The organism is Streptomyces sp. SS7, from assembly GCF_037993025.1.
In the GTDB taxonomy this organism is placed as follows: Bacteria; Actinomycetota; Actinomycetes; order Streptomycetales; family Streptomycetaceae; genus Streptomyces.
In genome coordinates, this window is record NZ_CP141223.1 from 4,566,499 (window position 1) to 4,590,753 (window position 24,255).

General features: G+C 71.4%; 20 protein-coding genes. 8 read left to right on the top strand and 12 right to left on the bottom strand.

What is annotated here, in order from left to right; translation table 11 throughout:
• The first annotated feature begins 6 nt into the window (after positions 1 to 6).
• From U5640_RS21045 to U5640_RS21055, 3 genes are read left to right on the top strand one after another with little or no spacing between them, the layout of a single operon-like run.
• Complete coding sequence (locus U5640_RS21045) at positions 7 to 711, top strand: GntR family transcriptional regulator (RefSeq protein WP_340385239.1); 705 nt, start codon at positions 7 to 9, stop codon at positions 709 to 711.
• Positions 708 to 3,092, top strand: a complete 2,385-nt coding sequence (locus U5640_RS21050; RefSeq protein WP_340377314.1) for a dolichyl-phosphate beta-glucosyltransferase — start codon at positions 708 to 710, stop codon at positions 3,090 to 3,092. The genes U5640_RS21045 and U5640_RS21050 overlap by 4 nt, the downstream gene beginning before the upstream one ends.
• An 18-nt stretch (positions 3,093 to 3,110) precedes the next feature.
• Positions 3,111 to 3,761: a hypothetical protein gene (locus U5640_RS21055; protein WP_340377315.1), complete on the top strand. Its 651-nt coding sequence runs from the start codon at positions 3,111 to 3,113 to the stop codon at positions 3,759 to 3,761.
• A gap of 9 nt (positions 3,762 to 3,770) precedes the next feature.
• Here U5640_RS21055 and U5640_RS21060 read toward each other — a convergent pair whose 3' ends face one another.
• On the bottom strand, positions 3,771 to 4,064 hold the full coding sequence (locus U5640_RS21060) for a hypothetical protein (protein ID WP_340377316.1): 294 nt from the start codon (positions 4,062 to 4,064) through the stop codon (positions 3,771 to 3,773).
• A gap of 226 nt (positions 4,065 to 4,290) precedes the next feature.
• Between U5640_RS21060 and U5640_RS21065 the strand changes: the two genes are divergently transcribed.
• Entirely contained in the window at positions 4,291 to 4,590 is a 300-nt protein-coding gene (locus U5640_RS21065; RefSeq protein WP_340377317.1) for a hypothetical protein, read from the top strand.
• Positions 4,591 to 4,704: 114 nt separating this feature from the next.
• Here the strand turns inward: U5640_RS21065 and U5640_RS21070 are convergent, their stop codons facing one another.
• Both U5640_RS21070 and U5640_RS21075 read right to left on the bottom strand, forming a co-directional pair.
• Positions 4,705 to 7,395 carry an RICIN domain-containing protein gene (locus tag U5640_RS21070; RefSeq protein ID WP_340377318.1) on the bottom strand — a complete coding sequence of 897 codons (2,691 nt, stop codon included), beginning with the start codon at positions 7,393 to 7,395 and terminating at the stop codon, positions 4,705 to 4,707.
• A 379-nt stretch (positions 7,396 to 7,774) separates the two neighbouring features.
• Entirely contained in the window at positions 7,775 to 9,058 is a 1,284-nt protein-coding gene (locus U5640_RS21075; RefSeq protein WP_340377319.1) for an adenylosuccinate synthase, read from the bottom strand.
• A 224-nt stretch (positions 9,059 to 9,282) separates the two neighbouring features.
• On the opposite strand from U5640_RS21075, the gene U5640_RS21080 reads away from it, so the two are divergent.
• Positions 9,283 to 10,134, top strand: a complete 852-nt coding sequence (locus U5640_RS21080; protein ID WP_340377320.1) for a diacylglycerol kinase — start codon at positions 9,283 to 9,285, stop codon at positions 10,132 to 10,134.
• A 73-nt stretch (positions 10,135 to 10,207) separates the two neighbouring features.
• On the opposite strand, the gene U5640_RS21085 is transcribed toward U5640_RS21080, so the two are convergent.
• From U5640_RS21085 to U5640_RS21095, 3 genes are all read right to left on the bottom strand, one after another.
• The gene (locus tag U5640_RS21085; RefSeq protein ID WP_340377321.1) at positions 10,208 to 11,422 is read right to left on the bottom strand and encodes a S8 family serine peptidase; all 1,215 of its coding nucleotides are present in this window, start codon (positions 11,420 to 11,422) and stop codon (positions 10,208 to 10,210) included.
• 117 nt (positions 11,423 to 11,539) lie between these two features.
• A complete protein-coding gene (eutC, locus tag U5640_RS21090; protein ID WP_340377322.1) occupies positions 11,540 to 12,298 on the bottom strand; it encodes an ethanolamine ammonia-lyase subunit EutC in 759 nt (252 codons plus the stop codon).
• A complete protein-coding gene (locus U5640_RS21095; protein WP_340377323.1) occupies positions 12,295 to 13,689 on the bottom strand; it encodes an ethanolamine ammonia-lyase subunit EutB in 1,395 nt (464 codons plus the stop codon). The genes eutC and U5640_RS21095 overlap by 4 nt, the downstream gene beginning before the upstream one ends.
• A gap of 171 nt (positions 13,690 to 13,860) precedes the next feature.
• Here U5640_RS21095 and U5640_RS21100 point away from each other — a divergent pair, with 171 nt between their 5' ends.
• Positions 13,861 to 15,369: an APC family permease gene (locus U5640_RS21100; RefSeq protein ID WP_340377324.1), complete on the top strand. Its 1,509-nt coding sequence runs from the start codon at positions 13,861 to 13,863 to the stop codon at positions 15,367 to 15,369.
• Positions 15,370 to 15,375: 6 nt separating this feature from the next.
• Here the strand turns inward: U5640_RS21100 and U5640_RS21105 are convergent, their stop codons facing one another.
• The gene (locus U5640_RS21105) at positions 15,376 to 15,870 is read right to left on the bottom strand and encodes a MarR family transcriptional regulator (protein WP_340377325.1); all 495 of its coding nucleotides are present in this window, start codon (positions 15,868 to 15,870) and stop codon (positions 15,376 to 15,378) included.
• A gap of 80 nt (positions 15,871 to 15,950) precedes the next feature.
• Between U5640_RS21105 and U5640_RS21110 the strand changes: the two genes are divergently transcribed.
• Positions 15,951 to 16,868, top strand: coding sequence for an ABC transporter ATP-binding protein (locus tag U5640_RS21110; protein ID WP_340377326.1), 918 nt, complete (start codon positions 15,951 to 15,953; stop codon positions 16,866 to 16,868).
• Positions 16,865 to 18,433, top strand: coding sequence for an ABC transporter permease (locus tag U5640_RS21115; protein ID WP_340377327.1), 1,569 nt, complete (start codon positions 16,865 to 16,867; stop codon positions 18,431 to 18,433). The genes U5640_RS21110 and U5640_RS21115 overlap by 4 nt, the downstream gene beginning before the upstream one ends.
• Before the next feature lie 38 nt (positions 18,434 to 18,471).
• Here the strand turns inward: U5640_RS21115 and U5640_RS21120 are convergent, their stop codons facing one another.
• The 5 genes from U5640_RS21120 to U5640_RS21140 all read right to left on the bottom strand — a co-directional run bounded on the left by U5640_RS21120 (position 18,472) and on the right by U5640_RS21140 (position 24,236).
• On the bottom strand, positions 18,472 to 19,689 hold the full coding sequence (locus U5640_RS21120; protein ID WP_340377328.1) for a cytochrome P450: 1,218 nt from the start codon (positions 19,687 to 19,689) through the stop codon (positions 18,472 to 18,474).
• A gap of 259 nt (positions 19,690 to 19,948) precedes the next feature.
• Positions 19,949 to 20,614 carry a response regulator transcription factor gene (locus U5640_RS21125; RefSeq protein ID WP_340377329.1) on the bottom strand — a complete coding sequence of 222 codons (666 nt, stop codon included), beginning with the start codon at positions 20,612 to 20,614 and terminating at the stop codon, positions 19,949 to 19,951.
• Complete coding sequence (locus U5640_RS21130) at positions 20,611 to 21,963, bottom strand: histidine kinase (RefSeq protein ID WP_340377330.1); 1,353 nt, start codon at positions 21,961 to 21,963, stop codon at positions 20,611 to 20,613. The genes U5640_RS21125 and U5640_RS21130 overlap by 4 nt, the downstream gene beginning before the upstream one ends.
• A gap of 144 nt (positions 21,964 to 22,107) precedes the next feature.
• Positions 22,108 to 22,785, bottom strand: coding sequence for a response regulator transcription factor (locus U5640_RS21135; RefSeq protein WP_340377331.1), 678 nt, complete (start codon positions 22,783 to 22,785; stop codon positions 22,108 to 22,110).
• Positions 22,782 to 24,236 (bottom strand): sensor histidine kinase, encoded by a 1,455-nt coding sequence (locus U5640_RS21140; RefSeq protein ID WP_340377332.1) that lies wholly within the window; start codon positions 24,234 to 24,236, stop codon positions 22,782 to 22,784. The genes U5640_RS21135 and U5640_RS21140 overlap by 4 nt, the downstream gene beginning before the upstream one ends.
• Between the last annotated feature and the right edge of the window lie 19 nt (positions 24,237 to 24,255).

A 24,255-nucleotide genomic window follows, 5' to 3' on the forward strand; every position in this document is an offset into this window, starting at 1 on the left:
CCGAAGATGCCCGGCAGCAGCGGCAACGGCGCCGTGACGCGCAGCACCCTGCGGCAGCAGATCGCCGACGCGCTCCGCGACGAGGTGCTGGCGGGGCGACTGCAACCCGGGCAGGAGTTCACGGTCAAGGAGATCGCCGAGCAGTACGGCGTCTCGGCGACCCCGGTCCGCGAGGCGCTGGTGGATCTCTCCGCGCAGGGGCTGCTGGACGCCGACCAGCACCGCGGGTTCCGGGTCCACGAGTACTCGGTGGAGGACTACCGGGGCATGATCGAGGCCCGCTCGCTGATCATCGAGGGCATGTTCCTGCAGCTGGAGGAAGGCCGGGAGTCCGTCCGCGAGTCGGGCTCGCCGGAGCGGGTCGCCGCCGCCATCAACGGGGTGCGCCGGCGCGGCGAGGAGGCCCAGCGGGCCGCGGCCGCCGGTGACCTGACCGTCCTCATCGGCTACGACCTGCGCTTCTGGCGAGAGCTCAGCGACTTCTTCGGCAACCCCTATCTCGCCGACTTCCTGCACCGGCTGCGGGTGCAGAGCTGGGTGTGCGCGGTGCAGCACCTGAGGCGGCTCACCGATCTGCGCGGACATCTGTGGTCCGGCCATACAGAGCTCGTCGACGCCCTGTACCGGCGCGACACCGCCACGGCCCGCCGGATGCTCGCCGAGTACAACGCCGACTCCGTCGCCCTGGTCGAGCGGCTGGCGGATCGATGACGGCGACGGCCACCGACCGGGAGACCGGGACCGTCGCCCTGTCCGTGGTCGTCCCGGCCCGGGACGAGGAGCGACGGCTGGGACCCACCCTCGACGCCCTGGTGGACCATCTCGAACGGACCGGGGAGCCCTGGGAGATCGTCGTCGTCGACGACGGGTCCACGGACGCCACCGGTGACCTGGTCGCCGCCCGCCGCGACCCCCGCGTGCGGGCCGTCACCGGCGAGGGCCGGGGCAAGGGGCACGCGCTGCGGCTCGGGGTGGCCGCCAGCCGGGGCCACCGGATCCTCGTCACCGACGCCGATCTCGCCACCCCCGTGACCGAACTGGCGCGGCTGGAGCAGGCGCTCGCCGAGGGCCATGCGGCGGCCGTGGGCTCCCGCGCCGTGCCGGGCGCCACCCTGGGCGACCGCCAGCACCGGGCCCGCGAACTCCTCGGCAAGGCCGGCAACCGGCTCATACGGGCCACCGCCGTGCGCGGGATCCGGGACACCCAGTGCGGCTTCAAGCTGTTCGACGGCGACAAGGCGCGCGCCGCGTTCGCCGCCTCACGGGTCGACGGCTGGGCGATCGACGTGGAGGTGCTGCGGCACTTCCAGCGGGCCGACTGGCCGGTCGCCGAGGTGCCGGTGCACTGGTCGCACCGGCCCGGCTCGAAGGTCCGCCCGCCGGACTACCTCCGCTTCCTGCGCGACCTGGCCCGCCTGCGCCGCGCCGACCTCCTGGCGGGCCTGCTCTTCCTCGCCTTCTCCCTCACCCTCTACTCGGGCCGCGTCCTCGACCCGGCGCACCGCTATCTCACGGACTCGCTCCAGGACCAGACCCAGTGGGAGTGGTTCTTCGCGGTGACGGCGGACAACGTCAGCCATCTGCGCAACCCCTTCTTCAGCGACCTCCAGGGCTATCCCGACGGCGTGAACCTCATGGCCAACACGGCCATGCCGGGTCTCTCCGTGCCGCTGACACCGCTGACGCTGCTGTTCGGCCCGGCGGTCACGCTCAGCCTGGTGATGACCCTGGGCCTGGCCGCGACCGCCGCCGCCTGGTACGGGCTGATCGCCAGGCGCCTCACCCCGCACCGGGGCGCCGCCTTCACCGGAGCCGCCCTGGCCGCCTTCGCGCCGCCCTTCGTCAGCCACGCCAACGCGCACCCCAACTTCGTCGTCCTCTTCATGGTCCCGCTGATCATCGACCGCGCCCTGCGGCTGTGCACGGGCACCCGGGTCGGCCGGGACGCCGTGATCCTCGGCCTGATGACGGCGTACCAGTGCCTCCTCGGCGAGGAGGCACTGCTGCTCGCGGCGCTCGGCATGCTCCTGTTCGCGCTCGGCTGCACGGCCGTACACCCCAAGGAGGCCGCGGCGGCCGTACGCCCCCTGCTGCGCGGCCTGGCGATCGGCGCGGCCGTCTGCCTCCCCCTCCTCGTCTACCCGCTGGCCTGGCAGTTCTCCGGCCCGCAGTCCTACGACGGCATCGACCACGGCACCGCCCCCGGCACCGCCAACTCCCTGCGCGCCCTGCTCACCTTCGCCGAACGCTCCCTGCTCGCGGGCGACGCCGGGAGCGTCCGCACCCTCTCCCTCAACGCCACCGAGCAGAACGCCTTCTACGGCTGGCCGCTCGCCCTGCTGGCCCTGGCCGTCACCGTGCTGCTGTGGCGGCGGCGCCCGGTCGTACGGGCCCTGGCGGCGAGCGTCCTGGGAGCGGCCGTCCTGTCGATGGGCCCGCCGGGCCCCTGGGCCCTCCTCGACGGGCTGCCCCTCTTCGAGTCGGTGATCGAGAGCCGGGTGGCGATGATCTGCGCCCCGGTGCTGGGGATGCTGGTCGCCCTGGCGGTGGCGGAGCTGAGGGGGCTGCGGCGGGGGGTGCGGTACGCCGCACTGGCCGCCGTGGTCCTGGCCCTGCTCCCCCTGGTCCCCGCGCCCCTGCGGTCGGAGCCGCGCGCCGAGGTGCCGGCCTTCTTCACGGACGGGACCTGGAAGGCGTACGTCCGCGACGGCGAGACGCTGGTGCCGGTGCCGCTCGCCGAGCCCGGCGCCGCCGAGGCCCTGCACTGGCAGACCGCCACCGGGCTCGGTTTCCGGATGCCGGGCGGCTACTTCAACGGGCCCTACGGCGACGGCGACCGCACCGGCGTGTACGGCGTCCCGCTCCGCTTCACGGCGAACCTGCTCCAGGAGGCCCGGTTCACGGGGATCGTCCCGGTGATCGACACGGCCGCCCGGGAGGCGGCGGCGCAGGACCTGGCGTACTGGCGGGCGGGCGCACTGGTGCTGGCCCCGCAGCACCACGCGGGCGTCCTGCGTGAGACCGTGGACAAGTTGTTGGGCCGACCCGGTAGGCGGGTGGACGGAGTGTGGGTATGGGACCTGCACGACTGACGACTGGAGGAGCCTTCTTTGGCCTGTGACCTGTGGCTGGTACCGCTCGTCGACGTGTTGTGCCACACCCCCGACAACCCGTTCGCCGACGAACTCGCGCAGTACAACAAGGTGCTGGCGGAGGCGGGGCTGCCGCCGGTGCCGGTGTTCCAGTACATGCCGGGGCTGTCCGGGGAGGTCGCCCCGGTGGCCGGCTTCGACTACGACGCGCTGCACTTCCTGCGCCGCGCCTATCTGCTCCAGGTGTGCGGGCTGCCGGTGACCCCGGTCGACGAACTGGGCGGCGACTACGAACAGCTCCTGGAGATGTTCGAGTCCACCGCCCAGCAGTCCCACCTGGTCTGGCACTACGACCACGCGGGCGCGTACGTCCCGGTCGACTTCCCGCACCCGCTCTCGGACGACGACCTCCTCGCCGGAGGCGGCCCCCTCGGCTCCTCGCAGTCCCTGCTGCGGGAGCTGGAGTTCGTCGCCCCGTCGATCGGCATCGACCCGGCGAACCCGCCGGCACCGCCCCAGGCCCCCACCGCGCCCACGGAACTGGAGGAACCGGCCGTGCCCGCGCCGTACGATCCCAGCCCCTTCGCCCGCGAGCGGCACGTGTGGCTGGGGCTGCACGCGGCGGCGACGCGGAGTCTGGCGCAGGGGTCGATGATCGTGTTCAGCTGACGCCCGAGATCAACGCCCGAGCCGGGACAGCCCCTTCTGGACGTCCTCCCTGTTCATCACCGGCGTGTAGGAGAGGTCGGCGCCCAGCTCCAGGAAGAACGGCTCGCTGATCACCGGCATGTCGGAGGGGTCCTCCATGTCGAAGAACAGATAGGCGGTCCGGCGTCCGCCGTCCGCCGTGAAGTAGGCCGCCTCGGGCTTGATCTGCGCCATGGACTCCTCGATCAGCTTCCCGAGGGTCCCGTTCCGGATCAGCTCGTTGGCCTTCTCCGTGTCCATGGACGCCCTCATCATCATGCGCATCGCGGTCACCTTCTTCTGACTCTCGGGCGGACGCGCGCGAGTGGCGATTTCAGGATATGCCCGGCCTCAGGGCGGCGCCCGCTGCCGGGGCGCCATGGACCGTCCCGGTCGCACCGCGTAGGTACGGCCGGCCCCGGGGTTGAGTACGGGCACTCAGGTGGCCGTCGGCCGCGGGGCGCCATCGTGGAGATCACACGACAGCATCCGCTCTCCAGGAGGCACCCCCATGAACGGCCGCCGCACGCTCCTCTCGGCCCTGCGCACCCCCGCCGCCCTCGGCTATCTGCTCCTCGTGGGTGCGCTCACGGTGTGGATCACGGTGGACACGCTGTTCATCTCCCACGCGGACGCGTCCTTCGCCGGGATGTGGCTCTTCTTCGCCACCGCTCCGACCTCGCTGCTGTTCCTGGTGGTGCCCAGCCAGTTCGCGTTGATCGGGGTGCCGGTCGGGGCGGTGGTCCAGGCGGCCCTGCTCGGCGCCGCGTACCAGGGGGTCACCCGGACCCGCCCCGTGACCGCCGACTAGCGCAGGCGGAACAGCCGGGCACGGGCCGGACACTGTCGTGCGAAGGGGGCGGTGGGGCCGGAAAGCCATCGCTCTCCGGCCCCACCGCCCACTGCCTCGCGTCGGATCATCCCGTCACTGGATCGTCCAGATCTGGGAGGACTCGTTCACGGGCATCGACTGGTCGACGGCGGCTCCGCCCGCTGTCGACCCGCCGCTCACCTCGAGGACCTGCCTGCTCTCGAAGTTGCGGATGAGGTAGCCACCGCTGGTCTGCTCGAAGTACCACAGCTGGTTGTTGCTGCCGTTGTAGGTCTGCTGCTGCAGCGCGGTACCCCTCCAGTGGCTCGCCCAGCCGAAGTCGAGGACCTTGCCGCTGTTCCTGCTCACGATCTTGCAGAGCTGTCCGCTGACGGGAACGATGTTCCACTGCTGGTTGGCGCTGCCCGAGTTCCACCACTGGATGATGCTCGCGCCGTCGGCGGTGGATCCGCCGTTGACGTCCATCACCTGCCCGCTGTTGACGTTCTTGATCGTGTAGTAGGTCGACGGGTTGGTGTTCGGCGTACCGGTCGAGTCCTCGAGCGCCCCGCCGGCCTGCTGCACGCTGAAGTCCGTGATGTAGAAGTAGGCGCCGTCGGTCTTGGCGACCCGCACGTAGCGGAACGTCTGGCGGACGTCGATGTCGCCGGTGAGGGTGCCGGCGAGCGGCAGGGTGCTCGTCTGGCGCCCCACGACGGTGTACGTGGCGAAGGACGGGTCGTTGGAGGCCCGGACCTCGAAGTTGCCGCGGGTCTCGGACTGGTCGAGGTCCTGGCGCGTCGTCAGGGAGAACTGTCCGAGCTGGTAGGCCTGTCCCAGGTCGACCTGCCACCAGGCGGAGCTGTCGCTGCCGGTCGGTGACCAGCCGGTCGAGCCGTTGTTGTCGACGGCCTTCGAGGCCTCCGTGCCGGTGCCGTAGACCGAGGACGACGTCGCCGGCCTGTTGTAGGCGAGGTTGAGCTTCGAAGCCAGCCCCTGGTAGGCGGACTCGAGACCGGAGGCCTTGATCACCGTGTCGCCGGACGTCGTGTTGTTGGTGAGGGTGACGTTCGAGCCGTTGCCGTTCTGGTTGACCAGTCCGTCGGTGCGCGACAGCACGTTGTTCGACAGGGTCATGTTGTTCGACCCCTCGTCCGTGTAGAGGCCGGCCACGGCATTGCCGCAGGCGGTCGGCGTTCTCAGCACGTCGTGGACGTAGTTGCCGTTGATGACGGTGCCCGGGTCGTTGGAGAGGTGGTAGATGCCGGCGGAGTCGCACAGCCGGTTCATCACGTTGCCGATCCGGTTGTAGCTGATGCTGTTGTTGCCTTCGGCGTTCGCCGCCGACTGCCAGCCCCAGCCCAGCGAGATCGCGGCCCACGGGGTGTCGGAGATGTCGTTGTGGTCGATGGTGGTGCTGTTGACGAAGCCCGCGTTGATGCCCGCGGTGCCCAGGTAGTCCTCACCGATCCGGGTGATCAGGTTGTCCTTGACGGTGACGTTCTTGACCACCTCCCGGGCGTCCTCACCGGCCGGTGAGGCGGGTGGGTTGTAGACGGTGTGCATCTCCACCGTGGGATCGGAGAACTTGCCGACCATGATCCCGTTGCCGGCGATGTCGTAGACGACGTTTCCGGTCACGGTGCTGTTGTGCACGCCGTGGGACAGATCGAGGGCGGTGGAGCCCATCTGTGTGAAGGTGTTGCCGGTGAAGGAGACGCGGTCGGCGTCGGCGGCCTGGACTCCGGCCGGCGGGCGGCCGACGTACTGGTTGTTGGAGTTGTCGGCCGAGATGTTGTAGAGGCCGCCCTGGCCGTTGAGGTAGCCGTTGTCGGTCGCTTCCATCCAGGTGGTCCGGAGGAAGGTGATCCCGGAGAAGCGCAGGTCGTGCGCGGGACTGTCGAGGCTCGTGCCCTTGACGTCGACAAGCGTCTTGAGCGTGGGTGCCTGCACGGCGGCCGTGGACATGTCCTCGCCGGGGCGCGGCTTGTAGTAGACGGTCTGCGCGGCCGTGTCGACGTAGAACTCGCCCGGTTCGTTGAGGAACTCGTGGGCGTTCTCGAAGTGCAGGGGGGAGTTGTTGGAGAGCTGGGGCCAGGGGCGCTGGAACAGGATGCCCGCTTCGTGGTCCTGGATCGACACGTTGGCGATGCCGTTGCTGGAGCTGATCGACTTCAGCCGCAGGTAGCTCTCGCCCCACTGCGTTTCCAGCATCATCTCGACCTGGCTGAGGTGGTCCCAGTTGGAGACCTGCGAACTGAGCACCTTCAGCAGCTTGTTGGGCTTGTCACTGCCCTGCAGCTGGAAGTCCGTGCCGACATCGGGGAAGCGCGCCCGGGTGGCGCGGACGCCGTTGACGTAGAGCTGTCGGAAGTTGAGGGTGCCCACGGACGCCTTGTACTCACCGTTGGCAGCCGGGGTCCAGCCGGTGACAGCCTTGCCGCCGCTGATCACGGGCGTCTCGCCGTTGTACGCCTGGTAGACGACCGTGTGGCCGTTCGTGCCCGAGTCGCTGGTGCCGAAGGTGATCGGGGCGGTGAGGGGGTAGGTGCCGCCGCGCAGGTTCACGACGATGTCGTCGGACATGTTCGCGTTCACGGCCCGGACGGCGGCCTGGGCGGCCTGGATGGTCTTGAAGGCTGCGGCGGTGCTGGTGCCCGAGTTGCTGTCACTGCCGTTGACGGGGTCGACGTAGAAGTTCGTCGTGGCTGCGTAGGCGGGCTGAGCGGGCAGGACGGCCGCGAAGACGACGGCCGCCGCCGCGAGTGCCTTGACCGTCCCCGCGCCGATGCGTAGGGGTCTCATCTGTGGTGTGTCCCTCCTCCGAACCCCCGCTTCTTATGAGTTGCATTTATCGGTGCAAGGAGACCCTTCAGTCAAGGAGATAGGCATACTTATTTCTCGACTGCCGTAACACCCATGACATGCCGACGCGCCGGGCGCGACCCTCAAACACGCCATCTACCTGGTGCAATATCAACTAAAGGGGCATTTGTCCACGGCGATCAGCTGCCGCCGACATCCCGCCTGGATCGTCTACGATCTCTTGAAATAAGTAGTACTCATTTCAGGGGTCGCGGCGTCGCCCGCGAGGCGAGATCCTCGTCGGTCGGGCATGACGAGGGCCCGCACTCGACCGAGTGCGGGCCCTCGCTCGTCCCTGCTCGCGCGGCAGGTCCGCTCCTTACAGGAACGAGTTGATCTCGATCGTCTCGTCGCGGCCCGGGCCCACGCCGATCGCGGAGATCGGGGCGCCGGACATCTCCTCCAGGGCCTTGACGTAGTTCTGCGCGTTCTTCGGGAGGTCGGAGAACGACTTGGCCTTGGTGATGTCCTCGGACCAGCCGGGGAGGTTCTCGTAGATCGGCTTCGCGTGGTGGAAGTCCGTCTGGGAGTACGGGAGTTCCTCGACGCGCTTGCCGTCGATCTCGTACGCCACACAGACCGGGATCTGCTCCCAGCCCGTCAGGACGTCGAGCTTGGTGAGGAAGAAGTCGGTCAGGCCGTTCACGCGGGTCGCGTAGCGGGCGATGACCGCGTCGAACCAGCCGCAGCGCCGGTCACGGCCCGTGGTGACACCGCGCTCGCCGCCGATCCGGCGCAGCGCCTCGCCGTCCTCGTCGAACAGTTCGGTCGGGAAGGGGCCCGAGCCGACGCGGGTCGTGTACGCCTTGAGGATGCCGATGACCCGGCTGATCTTCGTCGGGCCCACGCCGGCGCCGGTGCAGGCGCCGCCCGCGGTCGGGTTGGAGGAGGTGACGAAGGGGTACGTGCCGTGGTCGATGTCGAGGAGGGTGCCCTGGCCGCCCTCGAACAGGACGACCTTGTTCTCCTCCAGGGCCCGGTTCAGCACCAGGACCGTGTCGGTGACGTACGGGGCGAGCTTCTCCGCGTAGCCGAGCAGCTCCTCGACGACCTGGTCGACGGCGATCGCACGGCGGTTGTACAGCTTGGTGAGGAGCTGGTTCTTGGCGTCGAGCGCCGCCTCCACCTTCTGCGTGAGGATCGACTCGTCGTAGAGGTCCTGGACGCGGATGCCCACCCGGTTGATCTTGTCCGCATATGTCGGACCGATCCCGCGGCCGGTCGTGCCGATCTTGCGCTTTCCGAGGAAGCGTTCCGTCACCTTGTCGACAGTGACGTTGTACGGGGTGATGATGTGCGCGTTGCCGCTGATCAGGAGCTTCGACGTATCCACGCCGCGCTCGTTCAGACCGCTCAGCTCGGAGAGCAGGACCGACGGGTCGACGACGACGCCGTTACCGATGACCGGCGTACAGCCGGGCGACAGGATTCCGGAAGGGAGGAGGTGGAGTGCGTACTTCTGGTCACCGACGACGACCGTGTGGCCGGCGTTGTTGCCGCCCTGGTAGCGCACTACGTAGTCCACCGAGCCGCCGAGTAGATCGGTGGCCTTTCCCTTGCCTTCGTCACCCCACTGAGCACCGAGCAGCACAAGTGCGGGCACGCGCGTACACCCCTTCCGGGTGGGGCATGTCCAAGGTCAGGGGCGTACGCGGAGGCTTTTTCCACCACCGCGTGCACCGCGACCGTCGTTGGCCGCAGTTCCGCGACCGTCGTAGGTCGCACACCGTCGGACCCGGATGCCCCGGAATAGACGAAGCCCCTGGCGCAATAGCGCAAGGGGCTCTTGCACAAAGATGCTACCCGAGGAAGCGAGGCAGGACCGAGGTGGCGACTTTCGCGACGCCGGACCAGCTGCTGGTGATCATCGATCCGATTGCCCGGAGGGCCGACGGGGAGTCCGTACGGATCGCGAAAGACGTGCTCAGCGCGGGGGCGGCGAGTACGAAGGTGTGTCTTCCGGAGGGACCGGAGGAGTTCGCCCGGGTCCTGGCACGGCGGGGTTCGCGGCGGCCGGTTGTGATCGGTGACGACCGTGCGCTGACCCGGACGGTGTCGCTGCTGCACCGGCAGCGGGAGCTGGCCGGATGTGTGCTGTCGATGGTGCCGGTGGGAACCGTGCTGGGCCTGGCGCACGCCCTGGGGCTCCCCACGGGGGCCGTCGCGGCGGCACGGGCCGTCCTCGACGGCGCCGAGCGGCGGCTGGACCTGCTGGTGGACGACAGCGACGGGGTGGTGCTGGGGGCGCTCCGGATCCCGCCGCTCCAGCAGCTCACCGCGCAGGAGGAGGCCGTGGGGGCCACGGGGCGGCCCTGGCTCCAGTCCCTCGTCCGTACGCTCGTGCCGCCACGGCCCGCGCGCCCCGTCTCCACCCCTCCTCCACCCGGTCCGGCCCGGCTGCGGGTGGAGGTGGACGGGGTGACCCTGGTCGACCTCGACCAGCCGGTGGAGGCGGTGTCGGTGACCCGGGGGGCGTCCGGTGAGGCGGAGGTGGTCGTACGCCCCCTGTCGGTGGGCGCGGAGGCGGCACCGCTGGAGGCCAGGGGGCGCACGGTGACCGTGTCCGGCTCCGACTTCCGCTACCGCGCGGACGCGGGAGTGGTGGGGCCGGTGCGCAGGCGTACCTGGACGGTACGGGAGGGGGAGCTGGGGCTGGTGCTGCCGGTGGGCCGGGCGTAGGAGGCGGGGAGCGGCCGCTCAGTGGAAACCGGTCAGGGGAGACCGGTCAGGGGAGACCGGCGACGAGGGCCGGTCAGGGCACGACCCTGAGGAGACGGTTGGGGGAACCGGTGCCGACGCTGTGCAGGACGCCGTTCGTCGCTCCGGCGACGAGGGCGTTGCGGACGTCCGCCGGGCCGGCGGTGGGGTGGGCGGTGAGGTAGACGGCCGCGGCACCGGCGACATGCGGAGCCGCCATCGAGGTGCCGGACAGGGTGGCCGTGGCGGTGTCGCTGGTGTACCAGCCGGCCGTGATCGACGATCCGGGGGCGAACAGGTCCAGGACCGAACCGTAGTTGGAGTAGCTGGCCCGGTAGTCCGTGTTGGTGGTGGCCCCGACGGTGATCGCGGCGCTCACGCGGGCCGGTGAGCTCCCGGACGCGTTCGCGTTCGAGTTGCCTGCGGCGACCGTGTACGTGACGCCGGAGGCGATGGAGTTGTTCACCGCGGTGTCCAGCGCCGTGCTGGCGCCGCCGCCGAGCGACATGTTGGCGACCGCGGGGCGGACCCGGTGCGCGGTGACCCAGTCCACGCCGGCGATGACACCCGACGTCGTACCGGAGCCGTCGTTGCCGAGCACGCGCACCGCCACGATCTTGGTGGCCTTGGCCGCCCCGTACGTGGTGCCGGCGATCGTCGTGGCCACATGGGTGCCGTGGCCGTGTCCGTCGGCGGCGATGTTGTCGCCGTCGACCGCGTCGTAGCCGTAGACCGCGCGCCCGGCGATCTGCTGGTGCGTGATGCGGACCCCGGTGTCGATGACGTACACCGTGGCACCGTTGCCCGCCGAGTCCGGGTAGGTGTACGACCGGCTGAGCGGAAGCGCGGCCTGGTCGATCCGGTCCAGTCCCCAGGGCGGGTCGGTCTGGGTCGCGTCGAGGGAGAGCCGCTGGTTCTTCTCCACGAACGCGACGGACGGGTCCTCCGCGAAGCTCCTCGCCCCGGCCGCGCTGACACTGACGGCATAGCCGTTCACCGCCGAGCTGTAGGCCTTGTCCACCCTGGCGCCGTACTTGGCGGCCAGCTGGGTGCCCTTCGGAGAGGCCGCCCTGAACCGGACCGACTGCTTCAGGACGACGAGGTAACTGTTGTCGATGCCGGTCGGGGAATTCTCCCGCAGAACCCTGCCCACGGCGGCCGGGGCCGCCGCGGCGGGCAGGGCGGCAGCACCGCCGCCCACCGTGGCGGCCGCGACGAACGCGGCGACGGCTGCGCCGAACCGGCGCCGGATCATGAAGATGTCTCGCATGCCGAAGAACGTTCCTCGGCCGGACCTGATGGTCCCGTCACGCGAGCGTGTTCGCCCGTTCGTGGTGTCCGGTTGCTGCGGATGACCGCCGTCGCCCGACCGCCGTCCCGGCTCGGGTCAGCGCAGCGCCTCCGCCCGGTCCGCGGCGTCGGTCTCGTCCTTCAGTCCCACCCCGGAGATCCCCAGCTCCCGCGCCCTGCCCAGCAGCGCCGCCAGCTTCCCCGCAGCCGTCTCGTAGTCGAGCCCCAGCGGTGGCCGGATGTTGGACAGGCAGTTGCGGTCGGCGTCGGTCGTGACGCCGGGCACGGGGCGGTGGGTCAGGTAGGCGCCCAGGGAGTCCGCCGCGGACATGCCGGGGCGTTCGCCGACGAGGACGACCACCGCCGTCGCGCCCATGGCCGCCGCCACGTCGTCGCCGAGGGCCACGCGGGCCTGTTCGGCGAGGATCACGGGGGCCACGTTCCAGCCGGGCAGCCGCTCCACCGTCGCCCGCACCATCGCCGCCGCGTGCTCGTGCACCGCCCGGCTGGAGAGCCCGTCCGCGACGACGAGGACGACGTCCCAGTCGCCGACCGGGAGATGCGCCCGGTCCACGGCCTCCAGCCGGCGGCCCAGGTCGGGCCGCTGGAGGTAGGTGAGCCGGTCACGGGCGGCGCTGCGGACCCGTACCGTCGGCAGGCCCGGCAGCGCGGCGGCCACCGTGGCCGGGACGAACGGCGCGTGCACCGCGTCCCGGGCGGCCGCGTGCGCGGCCTGGAGTTCCAGCCGGTGCCGGGTGGGCAGCGCGGCGCCGGCCCGGCCGAGGCCGATCCGGGCCTGGGTGCGGCGGCGCAGGGCGGGCCACAGCTCACCGTTCGCCAGGGTGATGTCCGTCATGCCGCGAGCTCCCGTCCGATCGCCGTCAAGGGGTGGGCCGTACCGGAGATCTCGCGGATGCCGCCGCGGTCGTCCAGCAGCCCGATCGAGTCCAGCCAGGCCTCGAACTCCGGTGCCGGGCGCAGGCCCAGCACCTCCCGCAGATAGAGCGCGTCGTGGTACGAGGCCGACTGGTAGTTGAGCATGATGTCGTCGCCGCCGGGCGTGCAGATCACGAAGGACGCCCCGGCCACGCCGAGCATCGTGAGCATGGTGGCGATGTCGTCGTCGTCCGCGTCGGCGTGGTTGGTGTAACAGATGTCCAGGCCCATGGGCAGGCCGAGGAGCTTGCCGCAGAAGTGGTCCTCCAGGGCGGCGCGGAGAATCTGCCGGCCGTCGTAGAGGTACTCGGGCCCGATGAAGCCGACGACCGTGTTCACCAGGAGCGGTGCGTAGCGGCGGGCGACCGCGTACGCCCGTGCCTCGACCGTCTGCTGGTCGACGCCGTGGTGCGCGTCGGCGGAGAGGGCGCTGCCCTGGCCGGTCTCGAAGTACATGACGTTCCGCCCGGCGGTCCCCCGGTCCAGGGCGAGGGCGGCCTCGTACGCCTCGTCGAGCAGGCCGAGGGTGACGCCGAAGGAGGCGTTGGCGGCCTGGGTGCCCGCGATGGACTGGAAGACGAGGTCGACGGGCGCCCCGCGCTCCATCAGGCCGACGGTCGTCGTGACATGGCTCAGGACGCAGGACTGGGTGGGGATGGCGTAGCGGCCGATCACACCGTCGAGCAGCTCCAGCAGGTCGCGTACGGCCTTCGGGCTGTCGGTCGCCGGGTTGATGCCGATCACCGCGTCGCCTGAGCCCAGCAGCAGACCGTCCAGGAGGGCGGCCGCGACGCCCGCGGGGTCGTCCGTCGGGTGGTTGGGCTGGAGGCGGGTCGCGAGGCGGCCCGGCAGCCCGATGGTGGAGCGGAAGGCGGTCACCACCCGCACCTTGCGCGCGACCGCGACCAGGTCCGCGTTGCCCATCAGCTTCGACACCGCGGCGGCCATCTCCGGGGTCAGGCCCGGCGCCAGCGCGGTCAGCGCGGCCGTGTCCGCGGCCTCGGACAGCAGCCATTCCCGCAGTTCCCCGACGGTCATCGACGCGACCGGCGCGAAGGCGGCCCGCTGGTGGGTGTCGAGGATGAGCCGGGTGACGTCGTCGTCCTCGTACGGGATCAGGGGCTCGGTGAGGAAGTCGGTCAGGGGGACGTCCGCGAGGGCGAAGCGCGCCGCGACCCGCTCTCCGGCCGTACGGGCCGCGAGGCCGGCCAGGCGGTCGCCGGAGCGTTCCGGGCTCGCGGCGGCGAGGAGGCGGGCGAGGGAGCCGAAGCGGTGCCGCTCGCCGCCGAGGACGGTCGTGTAGACGCTCATGGCGGCGACCGTACGAGCCCGGTGTGAGCCCGGTGTTTCCCTCGGATTTCCAAAGGCTCCAAAGGTCTAATTGACATACATTTAACGCCTCAACCCCTCTGGCCGACTCATTCGGACTGAAGAATTCCGGTCCAGCACACCCATGGACGAAACCCGGAGAGGGGCCACCCGATGGCAGTGGACGAGGGCATCGCCCCGGCGGCGCAGACGAGCGACCCAGGCACGGTTCACCGGCTCAAACCCAACGCCGTGGGCCTGTTGGGCGTGGTCTTCATGGCCGTCGCGACGGCCGCGCCGATCACCGCGATGACGGGCAACGTGCCCTTCATGGTGTCCGCCGGGAACGGCATCGGCGCCCCGGCGAGCTATCTCGTCGCAATGGTCGTCCTGGCGATCTTTTCCGTGGGCTTCACCTCGATGGCGAAGCACATCACCTCCACGGGCGCCTTCTACGGCTTCATCTCCTACGGCCTCGGCCGCACGGTCGGCCTCGCCTCCGGACTGCTCGCGACCTTCGCGTACGTCGTGTTCGAGCCGGCGCTGATCGGCATCTTCTCGACCTTCGCCACCACGACCCTGAAGGACCAGACGGGACTGCACATCCCGTGGTGGGCGTTCGCGGTCCTGATGCTGGCGGTCAACGCGACGGGTACCTGGTTCGGTGTCTCGGTCGCCGAGAAGCTGCTGGTCGTGCTGCTGGGCACCGAGGTGACGATCCTCGCCGCGATGGCGGTCTCGGTCGCCCTGCACGGCGGCGGCCCCGACGGCTTCAGCCTCGACCCGGTGAACCCGGTGAACGCCTTCCAGGGCACCTCGGCCGGCCTCGGGCTGTTCTTCGCCTTCTGGTCGTGGGTCGGCTTCGAGTCGACGGCGATGTACGGCGAGGAGTCCCGCAACCCGAAGAGGATCATCCCCAAGGCGACGATGATCTCCGTCCTCGGCGTCGGCGTCTTCTACGTCTTCGTCTCCTGGATGGCGATCACCGGCACGGGCGAGTCGCAGGCCGTGAAGGTCGCCACCGACGACCCTCTGGCCCTGTTCTTCGGCCCCACCGAGCAGTACGTCGGCCACTGGGCGGTCGTCGTCATGCAGTGGCTGATGATCACCGGCTCGCTCGCCTGCGGCATGGCCTTCCACAACTGCGCGGCCCGCTACATGTACGCCCTGGGCCGGGAGGGCGTGCTGCCCTCGCTCCAGCGCACGGTGGGCCGCACCCACGCCCGGCACGGCTCCCCGCACATCGCGGGGCTCGTCCAGACGATCGTCTCGGCGGTCCTGATCGGCGCGTTCTGGGCGGCCGGCAAGGACCCGTACACGGGGACGTACGTCCTGCTCGCGATCCTCGGCACCATGGCGATCCTGGTCGTGCAGGCGGTGTGCTCGTTCGCCGTGCTGGTGTACTTCCGCTCCCACCACCCCGAGAGCCGGCACTGGTTCCGTACCTTCGCCGCCCCGCTGACCGGCGGGATCGCCATGCTCGCGGTGGTGGCGCTGCTGGTGTCCAACATGGGCGCCGCGGCCGGTACGGAGTCGGGTTCGCTGGTGCTGAAGGCGACCCCGTGGCTGGTCGCCCTGATCGCGGTGGCGGGCATCGGCTACGCGCAGTACCTCAAGCGGCGCTCGCCCGAGCGCTATCTGCTCCTGGGCCGGACGGTCCTGGAGGAGACCAAGGAGCGCTGACCCCGGTCAGTCGCCGAAGAGCTGCTCGCGGTGGACACGCCAGCGTTCCATCATGGTCAGCAGCTCGCCCTCGACGAACTCGAAGAAGGCGAGGGTCTCGGCCATGCGCCGGCCGGCGGGGGTGTCGGGGCCGAGGCTCTCGACGCCCTCGCGCAGGGCGCCCTCCCAGCGCCGGATGACGGCGTCCCGGTTGGTCAGGGCCACGTACCACTGGTCGCCGTGCACCCGGTAGCGCTCGCGGCGCGAGCCGGGCTCCCGCTCGCGTGCCACCATGTGCGCCTGGGACAGATAGCGCACCGCGCCGGAGACCCCGGCGGGGCTGATCCTGAGCTGTTCGGCGAGTTCGGCGGAGGACATCGCCCCCTCGTCGGAGGAGAGCAGCGCGGCGAAGACCCGTGCGGCCATGCGCTGCATCCCGGCCTCGACCAGCTGGGCCGCGAACGTCTCCACGAACCTCGACACGGCCTCCGCGTCCCGGGCCGCCCCGCTCATGCGCTCCATCGCTCCATCACCCCATCCTAGCGCCGCTTCACTCTCTTCCTGAACTTCACAAATTTCTGAAAGAAGCGTACGTTCGGACCATGACGCAGGCCATCACAGTGTCCGGGCTCCACAAGTCCTTCGGCCGCACCCGCGCGCTCGACGGCCTCGACCTGAAGGTCGAGCAGGGCGAGGTGCACGGCTTCCTCGGCCCCAACGGCGCCGGCAAGTCCACCGCCATCCGCGTCCTGCTCGGCCTGCTGCGCGCCGACTCCGGCGCCGCGCGGATCCTCGGCCGCGACCCGTGGGCGGACGCCGTGGAGGTGCACCGCAGGATCGCGTACGTCCCCGGGGACGTCACCCTCTGGCGCAACCTCTCCGGCGGCGAGGTCATCGACCTCTACGGCCGGCTGCGCGGAGGTCTGGACCCCGCCCGCCGCGCCGGCCTGATCGACCGCTTCGAGCTGGACCCCACCAAGAAGGGCCGGACCTACTCCAAGGGCAACCGGCAGAAGGTCGCCCTGGTCGCCGCGTTCGCCTCGGACGTCGACCTGCTCATCCTCGACGAGCCGACCTCGGGCCTGGACCCGCTGATGGAGGAGGTCTTCCAGCGCTGTGTGGAGGAGGAGCGCGACCGGGGCCGGACGGTGCTGCTGTCGTCCCACATCCTCAGCGAGGTCGAGGAGTTGTGCGACCGGGTCAGCATCATCCGCAAGGGCCGCACCGTGGAGAGCGGCTCGCTCGCCGACCTGCGCCATCTGACCCGGACCAGCGTCACGGCCGAACTCGCGGGCCCGCCGAACGGGTTGGCCGCCCTGCCCGGCGTCCACGACCTCGACGTCCAGGGCACCAGGGTCCGCCTCCAGGTCGACACCGACCGACTCGACGCCGTCCTGCGGTCGTTGACGGACTCGGGCGTACGGTCGCTGACCTCGACCCCGCCCACCCTGGAGGAACTCTTCCTGCGCCACTACCAGGACGAGGCGGCCGACGCGGGCGACGAGGCGGCCGCCCGATGAGCACGCTCACCGGCACCGGCGTCCTGGTCCGCTTCGCGCTGCGCCGCGACCGGGTGCTGATCCCCCTCTGGGTGGGCGTGAACACCCTGATGGTGCTCACCATGCCGAACACCCTGAAGAGCCTCTACGGCACCCCCGCCGACCGGGCCGACCTGCTCCGCCAGCTGGACACGAACGCCTCCCTGCGCGCGCTGATCGGCCCCGTCTTCGACGACTCCCTCGGCGCGCTCACCGCCTGGCGGGTCGGCGTGTACGCGGGTGCGCTGGCCGCCGTCACCGCCCTGCTGATCGTCGTACGGCACACCCGGGACGAGGAGGAGAGCGGGCGGCAGGAGCTGATCGCGTCCGGCGCGGTCGGCCGGCGGGCCTCCCTGACGGCGGCGCTGCTCGCGGCGGGGATCGCGAGCGCGGTCCTCGCGCTGCTGGTGGCGGGGGGCCTGGCCGGGCAGGGGGCGGCGGGGGCGCTCGCGTTCGGCCTCGGGCTGGCCGGGGCCGGGATGGTGTTCGCCACCATGGCGGCGATCGTCGCGCAGCTCACCGAGAGCGCGCGGCTGGCCCGGGGCCTGACGGCGGCGGTCCTGGGCGCCGCCTTCGTCCTGCGGGCGGCGGGCGACTCGGCGACCGATGGGGGCACCTCGGTGCTGACCTGGGTGTCGCCGCTGGGCTGGCTGGAGAACCTGCGGGCGTTCGCGGACGAACGGTGGTGGGTGCTGGGCCTGTTCGCGGGCGCGGCGGCGGTCCAGGCGGCCGTGGCCTACAGGCTGGCGGGACGCCGGGACGTCGGCATGAGCTTCCTGCCGGCCCGGCCGGGACCCGCCGACGGCGGGCCGGCCTCGGCGGGCGCCCTGGCCCTGCGCCTGCAACGGGGCGCGGTGCTGGGCTGGAGCGTCGGCTTCTTCCTCGCCGGGGTCGTCTACGGCGGGCTGACGGACGGCGCGGCCGACCTCGTCGGCGACAACGCCAAGGCGCGCGAGATCGTCGAGCGGATGGGCGGCCAGTCGGCACTGACCGACGCCTTCCTCGCCGCGATGATCGGCATGCTCGGCCTGATCGCCTCCCTGTACGTGGTCGCCTCGGTGCTGCGGCTGCACGCCGAGGAGACCTCGGGCCGGGCGGAACCGGTGCTCGCGAACGCGGTGGGCCGGCTGCGCTGGGCCGGCGGCCATCTGCTGGTCGCCTTCGGCGGCGCCGCCCTGATCATGCTGCTCGCCGGGCTCGGCTTCGTCGTCGGCTACGGCAAGGAGGCGGGCCCCGTCCTGGCCGCGTGCCTGGTGCAGCTCCCCGCGGTGTGGGTGGTCGGCGGGCTCGCGGTCCTGCTGTACGGCACCGCACCCCGGCTGGCGCCCGCCGCGTGGGGGGTGGCGGGCGCGGTCCTGCTCATCGGCTGGATCGGACCGGCCCTGGACGCCCCGCAGTTCGTCCTGGACCTCTCCCCCTTCGGCCACCTGCCCAAGCTGCCGGGCGGAACGATGAGCTGGGGACCGGTGGCCGTGCTGGGCGCACTGGCGGGGGCACTGGTGGCCGGGGGGCTGGCGGGGTTGCGGCGCCGCGACATGATCACCTGAGGACGTCCCGTGGGGCAGGGGCCGGCAGGGGACACAGGTCAGAGGGTGACGTTCAGTCCCTCCAGGCCCCGGATCACGAAGTTCGGCTTCCGCTTCGGCTCCTCGGCGAGCGCCAGCATCGGGGCCTTCTGAAGGAGGGCCGTCATCGAGGCGGCCAGTTCGATCCGGGCCAGCGGCGCGCCGATGCAGTAGTGGATGCCGGCGGAGAACGAGATGTGCGGGTTCTCCGTCCGGCTGAGGTCCAGCCGCTCGGGGTGCGCGAACACCGCCGGGTCGTGGTTGGCGGAGCCGAAGAGCAGGGCGACCTCGGCGCCCCGGGGGATCGTCGTCCCGTCGATCTCGATGTCGTCCAGCACCCACCGCTCGAAGAGCTGGAGCGGGGTGTCGTAGCGCATGAGCTCCTCGACCGCGGCGGGGACGAGCGTGTGATCGGCGCGGAGCGCGGCGAGCTGCCCGGGGTTGCGGAAGAGGGCGGACCAGCCGTTGACGGTGGCGTTGACGGTCGCCTCGTGCCCCGCGTTGAGCAGCAGCACGGCGGTGGAGATCATCTCCTGCTCGGTGAGCCGGTCACCCTCGTCGTGCGCGGCGATCAGCCCGGAGATGAGGTCGTCGCCGGGCTTCTCACGGCGGGCGGCGATCAGCTCCCGCAGATAGGCGGAGAACTCGACGGAGGCCCGCACCGCCCGGGCGGCGGTGTCCTCGGACGGGTTCAGCTCGTACATCCCGCAGATGTCCGCCGACCAGGGCCGCAGCGGCGCGCGGTCGGCCTCGGGTATCCCGAGCATCTCGGCGATCACGGCGACGGGCAGCGGTTCGGCGACCTCGCTCAGCAGATCGCCCCCGCCCGACTCCACCAGCCGGTCCACCAGCTCCCCGGCGAGCGCGGTGACGTACGGCTTGAGCTGCTCGACGGTGCGCGGGGTGAACGCCTTCGACACCAGCCGCCGGATCCGGGTGTGGTCCGGCGGTTCCAGGTCCAGCATCCCGTGGTCGTTGAGCGTGTGGAACGGCTCGTGCTCGGCCGGGGGTGCCGTCCGCCCGAAGTCCTCGTGGGTGAAGCGGTGCTGGTACGTCCGCCCCAGCCGCCGGTCCCGCAGCAGCGCCGACACGTCCGCGTGATGCGGTACGAGCCACTGGTCGGTCGGCGCGTAGTGGATCACGCGCCCCCGCTCCCGCAGCTCGGCGTAGGCGGGGTAGGGATCGGCGAGGAACGCCGGGTCCCACGGGTCGAAACGAAGGTCGTCAGCTGCTGCCATGCACGGACGCTAACCGCTGATCGACCGGCTGACCAGGGGTTGCCGCCCGGCGAGCGGGGTCAGCGGGGCGGTGGCTGGACGATCGACGGACCGCCCCGGTGGACCGAGGGGACGTGGTGGGCGGCGGGAGCGGTGAGCGCGTCGACACAGGCCCGGGAACAGGCGTCGACGCACAACCGCACCACTGCCGCGCCCGCTCGTCCCCGCCCTCGGTCATGGCGCACGACCTACCCAGCGGCACCGGCGCGGGCCATCCGGTTCAGCCCGGGGTCACCAGTCTCGCCTCGTACGCGAACACCGCCGCCTGGGTCCGGTCCCGCAGCCCCAGCTTGACCAGGATCCTGCTCACATGGGTCTTGACGGTGGACTCCGCGACCACCAGCCGGCCCGCTATCTCGACGTTCGACAGGCCTTGGGCGATCAGCACCAGGACCTCCGTCTCCCGCTCGGTCAGATCGCCGTAGGCGGCCTGGGCCGCGCGGGGCAGCGCGGGGTTGTTCGACAGCTTGGAGAACTCGGTGATCAGACGCCGGGTGACGGAGGGCGCGAGCAGTGCCTCGCCGGCCGCCACCACCCGGACCCCGTCCGCGAGCCGGCGGGCCGAGGCGTCCTTGAGGAGGAAGCCGGAGGCGCCCGCGCGCAGGGCCTGGTACACGTACTCGTCGAGGTCGAAGGTGGTGAGCACCAGGACCTTCGCCGCGTCGTCCGCCGCCACGATCTCCCGGGTCGCCTCGATGCCGTTCAGCTCGGGCATCCGGATGTCCATCAGGACCACGTCGGGGGCCAGCTCGCGGACCCGGTCCACCGCCTCACGGCCGTTGACCGCCTCGCCGACGACCTCGATGTCCGGCATCGCGTTCAACAGGACCGAGAAGCCCTCGCGCACCATCATCTGGTCGTCGGCTATGAGAACCCGGATCGTCATGCGCCACTCTCGCTCGCGGCCGGTACGGGCAGGAACACCGTGACCTCGTAGCCCCCGGCCAGGGTGGGCTCCGCGGTCATCGCGCCGTTCAGCATGGTCACCCGCTCGCGCATCCCGGTGATGCCGTGCCCGGCGCCGGGCGAGGGCTTGACCAGGGCGGGGCCGGTCGGCGGGTCGTTGACCACGCGCAGCCCCAGCCCGCCGAGCACATACCCGATCTCCACCCGGGCGCTCGCCCCGGGGGCGTGCCGCAGGGTGTTGCTCAGGGCCTCCTGGACGATGCGGTACGCCGACAGCTCCACGCCCTGAGGGAGTTCGCGGGCCGCGCCCGTGATCACCTTCTCGACGTCCAGGCCGGCCTCCCGCACATTGGCGAGGAGCGCGTCCAGGTCGGCGAGGGTGGGCTGGGGGGCGTCCGGCGCCTCGTAGTCCTCGGCGCGGACCACGCCCAGCACCCGGCGCAGCTCGGTGAGGGCCGCCACCGCGTTCTCCCGGATGGTGGCGAAGGCCTTCTCCAGCTCCTCGGGCGGGTTCTCCACCCGGTAGGGGGCGGCCTCCGCCTGGATGGCGACCACCGACATGTGGTGGGCGACCACGTCGTGCAGCTCGCGGGCGATGGTGGTGCGCTCCTCCAGGAGGGTGCGCCGGGAACGCTCGTGGGCGGTGACGGTCTGCTGGGCCGTCACCTCCTGCTCGGCCTGCCGGCGTATGTGCCAGACCGTGACGCCCAGCAGGGCCAGCGCGGAGGTGACCATCATGGGTCCGACGTTCGTGCCGTAGTGGTTCCGGCCGAAGACCGTCTCGGCGATGAAACCGTAGGCGGCCGTGAACACCCACATCCAGGCGGCCGTGCGCGGGCGGGTGCGGATCGCCACGACCGTGAGCACGACCAGGTGGGAGATGAAACTGGCCGGCAGCCAGGGCCAGTTGGCGTACGCCTCGCCGAGCAGGGCGACCAGCGCGGTCGAGGCGAGCGACGCCCAGAACGCGGCGGCCGGCCGGACCAGGGTCAGCAGCACCGGCACCAGGACCAGCAGTCCGCTCAGCACGGACCCCGAGTCGCCTCCGGAGGGCATCACGGAGGCCAGCACCGCCACCGCGCCGGCCGCTCCGACCAGGATGTGCCGCGAGTGGGTCGCGTACTCCCGTCCGCGGCCCCGCAGTCCTCTCGTGAAACGGCCCGTGGGCTCCTTCGGGGGCAGCGGGCGGTAGGCCAGTACGTCGTCGAACAGGTCGTGCCTCATCCCGCGCAGCGCGTCCATGGCCGCCCGGACCTCCGGGCTCTTCGGCTGATAGGCGCCGTACGGGTCGTCCTGGGGCGGCAGGTGGGTCTGCGTCGTCTCGGTCACAGTCAGAACGGTAGGCGGGGTGCGGGGTCGCGGTCGTCACCATGGAGAGGGGTTCCGGCGGGTCCCCCTCAAGTACTACGGGTCCGCCCGGGCCCCCTCCGGACTCCCCCGGGGGCGCCCGTGACTCCTCCGGGCGCGCCCGTGTCAGTACCCGGAGGGCCGCACCAGCCCCGACTCGTACGCGAACACCGCCGCCTGGGTGCGGTCGCGCAGGCCCAGTTTCACCAGGATGCGGCCCACGTGCGTCTTCACGGTCTGCTCGGCGACGACGAGTTGCCGTGCGATCTCCGCGTTGGACAGGCCCTGCGCGATCAGGGCGAGCACCTCCGTCTCGCGTTCGGTGAGATCGCCGACGCGCTCCTTCTTCGGCGGCCGCGGGGTGCTGTTCAGCCGGGAGAACTCGGCGATCAGCTTGCGGGTGATGCCGGGGGCGAGCAGGGCGTCACCGGCCGCGACCACCCGGACGGCCTCCGCGAGCTGGTCCGCCGAGGCGTCCTTCAGCAGGAAGCCGGACGCCCCGGCGGACAGGGCCTCGTACACGTACTCGTCGAGGTCGAAGGTGGTGAGCACCAGCACCTTGACGGCGGGGTGCGCGAGGGTGATGTGACGGGTGGCCTCGACCCCGCCGAGCTCGGGCATCCGGATGTCCATCAGGACGACGTCCGGGACGAGTTCGGCGACCTGGGCGATGGCGTCCAGGCCGTTCACCGCCTGCCCGACCACCTCGATGCCGGGGTGGGCGTTGAGCAGCACGGTGAAGCCCTGACGGACCATCTGCTGGTCGTCGGCGATCAGTACGCGGATGGTGCCGCCGCTCGTCATCGTTCACCTTTTTCTGTCGGGGGCGGGTCGTCCCGGAAGACGAGTTCCAGGCCCTCCGGGGTCCCGAGGTCCGGCTCGGGGAGTGCGACACCGTCCCTCGGGAGGAACGCCACGACCGAGAAGCCGCCGTGCAGGGTCGGATGGGCCACGACATGGCCCCCGAGCATCGCCGCCCGCTCCCGCATGCCGAGCAGGCCGTGCCCGGCGCCCGGCGAGGGCCGGACGGGGCCGCCCGGGCGGCCGTTGGTGACCTCCAGGTACAGCCCCCGGTCCTGGTGGACGACCTGGACCCGGACCTGCGAACCCGGCGCGTGCCGCAGGGCGTTGCTCAAAGCCTCCTGGACTATCCGGTACGCGGACAGCTGTACGCCCGGCGAGTAGGCGGGCGGCTCGCCCTCGACTACGGCGTCGACGTCCAGCCCGGCCGCCCGGGTGTTCTCCAGGAGGGCGTCGAGACGGTCGAGCGTGGGCTGCGGGGTGTCCGGGGCGCTGCCGGTGCCGGCCGCGCCGAGGCCGTAGGGGTCCTCGGGGTTCTCGGAGCGCAGCACGCCGAGCACCCGGCGCAGTTCGGTGAGCGCCTCCAGCGCGTTGTGCCGGATGCCGGCGAGGTTCTCCCTGAGTTCCTCGGACGGGTTCTCCACCAGGTGCGGGGCGACCTGGGCCTGGATGGAGATGACGGACATGTGGTGGGCGACCACGTCGTGCAGTTCGCGCGCGATGCGGTTGCGCTCCTCCAGGACGGTGCGCCGGGCCCGTTCCTCGGCGGTGATGCCTGCCTGCTCGACGAGCTGGGTGCGGGCCACGCGGCGGCCGCGCAGGGCGGTGCCCACGAGGACGACGGCGGCGAACAGGATGACCGCGAGCACCCCGGTCGGGGTGTAGCTCGCGCCGCCCAGGACCCCTTGGACCAGGTAGGTGGCGAACGCCGTCACGGCCAGCACCTCGACGGTGACCCGGGTGGGCAGCCGCAGCGCGAGCAGCAGCAGCACCAGGCAGTGCGCGACCAGTCCGGGCGGGCCCCAGGGCCAGCCGGGGAGGTGGGTGGCCGTTTCCGGTCGGGGCGTGCCCAAGGGCCACGGATGGGCTTCGGCATCGGCGAGCATCCGGCTGCGGGCGCCGACCGCGGCCACCACGGTGACCGTCAGGGACAGCCACCACGCCGGTACCGGCCGCCACAGCGCCAGGGCCACCGCCGCGCCCTGCACCAGCGCGCACACCGTGCCGTACGCCACACCGAGCTGGTACCGGTCGACCAGTTGGTCGAAGTTGGCGACCGTGGTGCCGAACGCGACCAGCCAGACCAGCCCGTGCGGCAGCCAGCGCAGCCAGACGGAGGGCGGAAGGGGATCGGCCCGCGCCGTCCACAGGTCCGCGCGCAGCGTCCGCAGTCCGCGGATCCCCCACTCCTGCACCCCGGTCAGCACCTTCTCCACCCCGTTCGTCCGCACCACCCTAGACACCTCTCGGCCC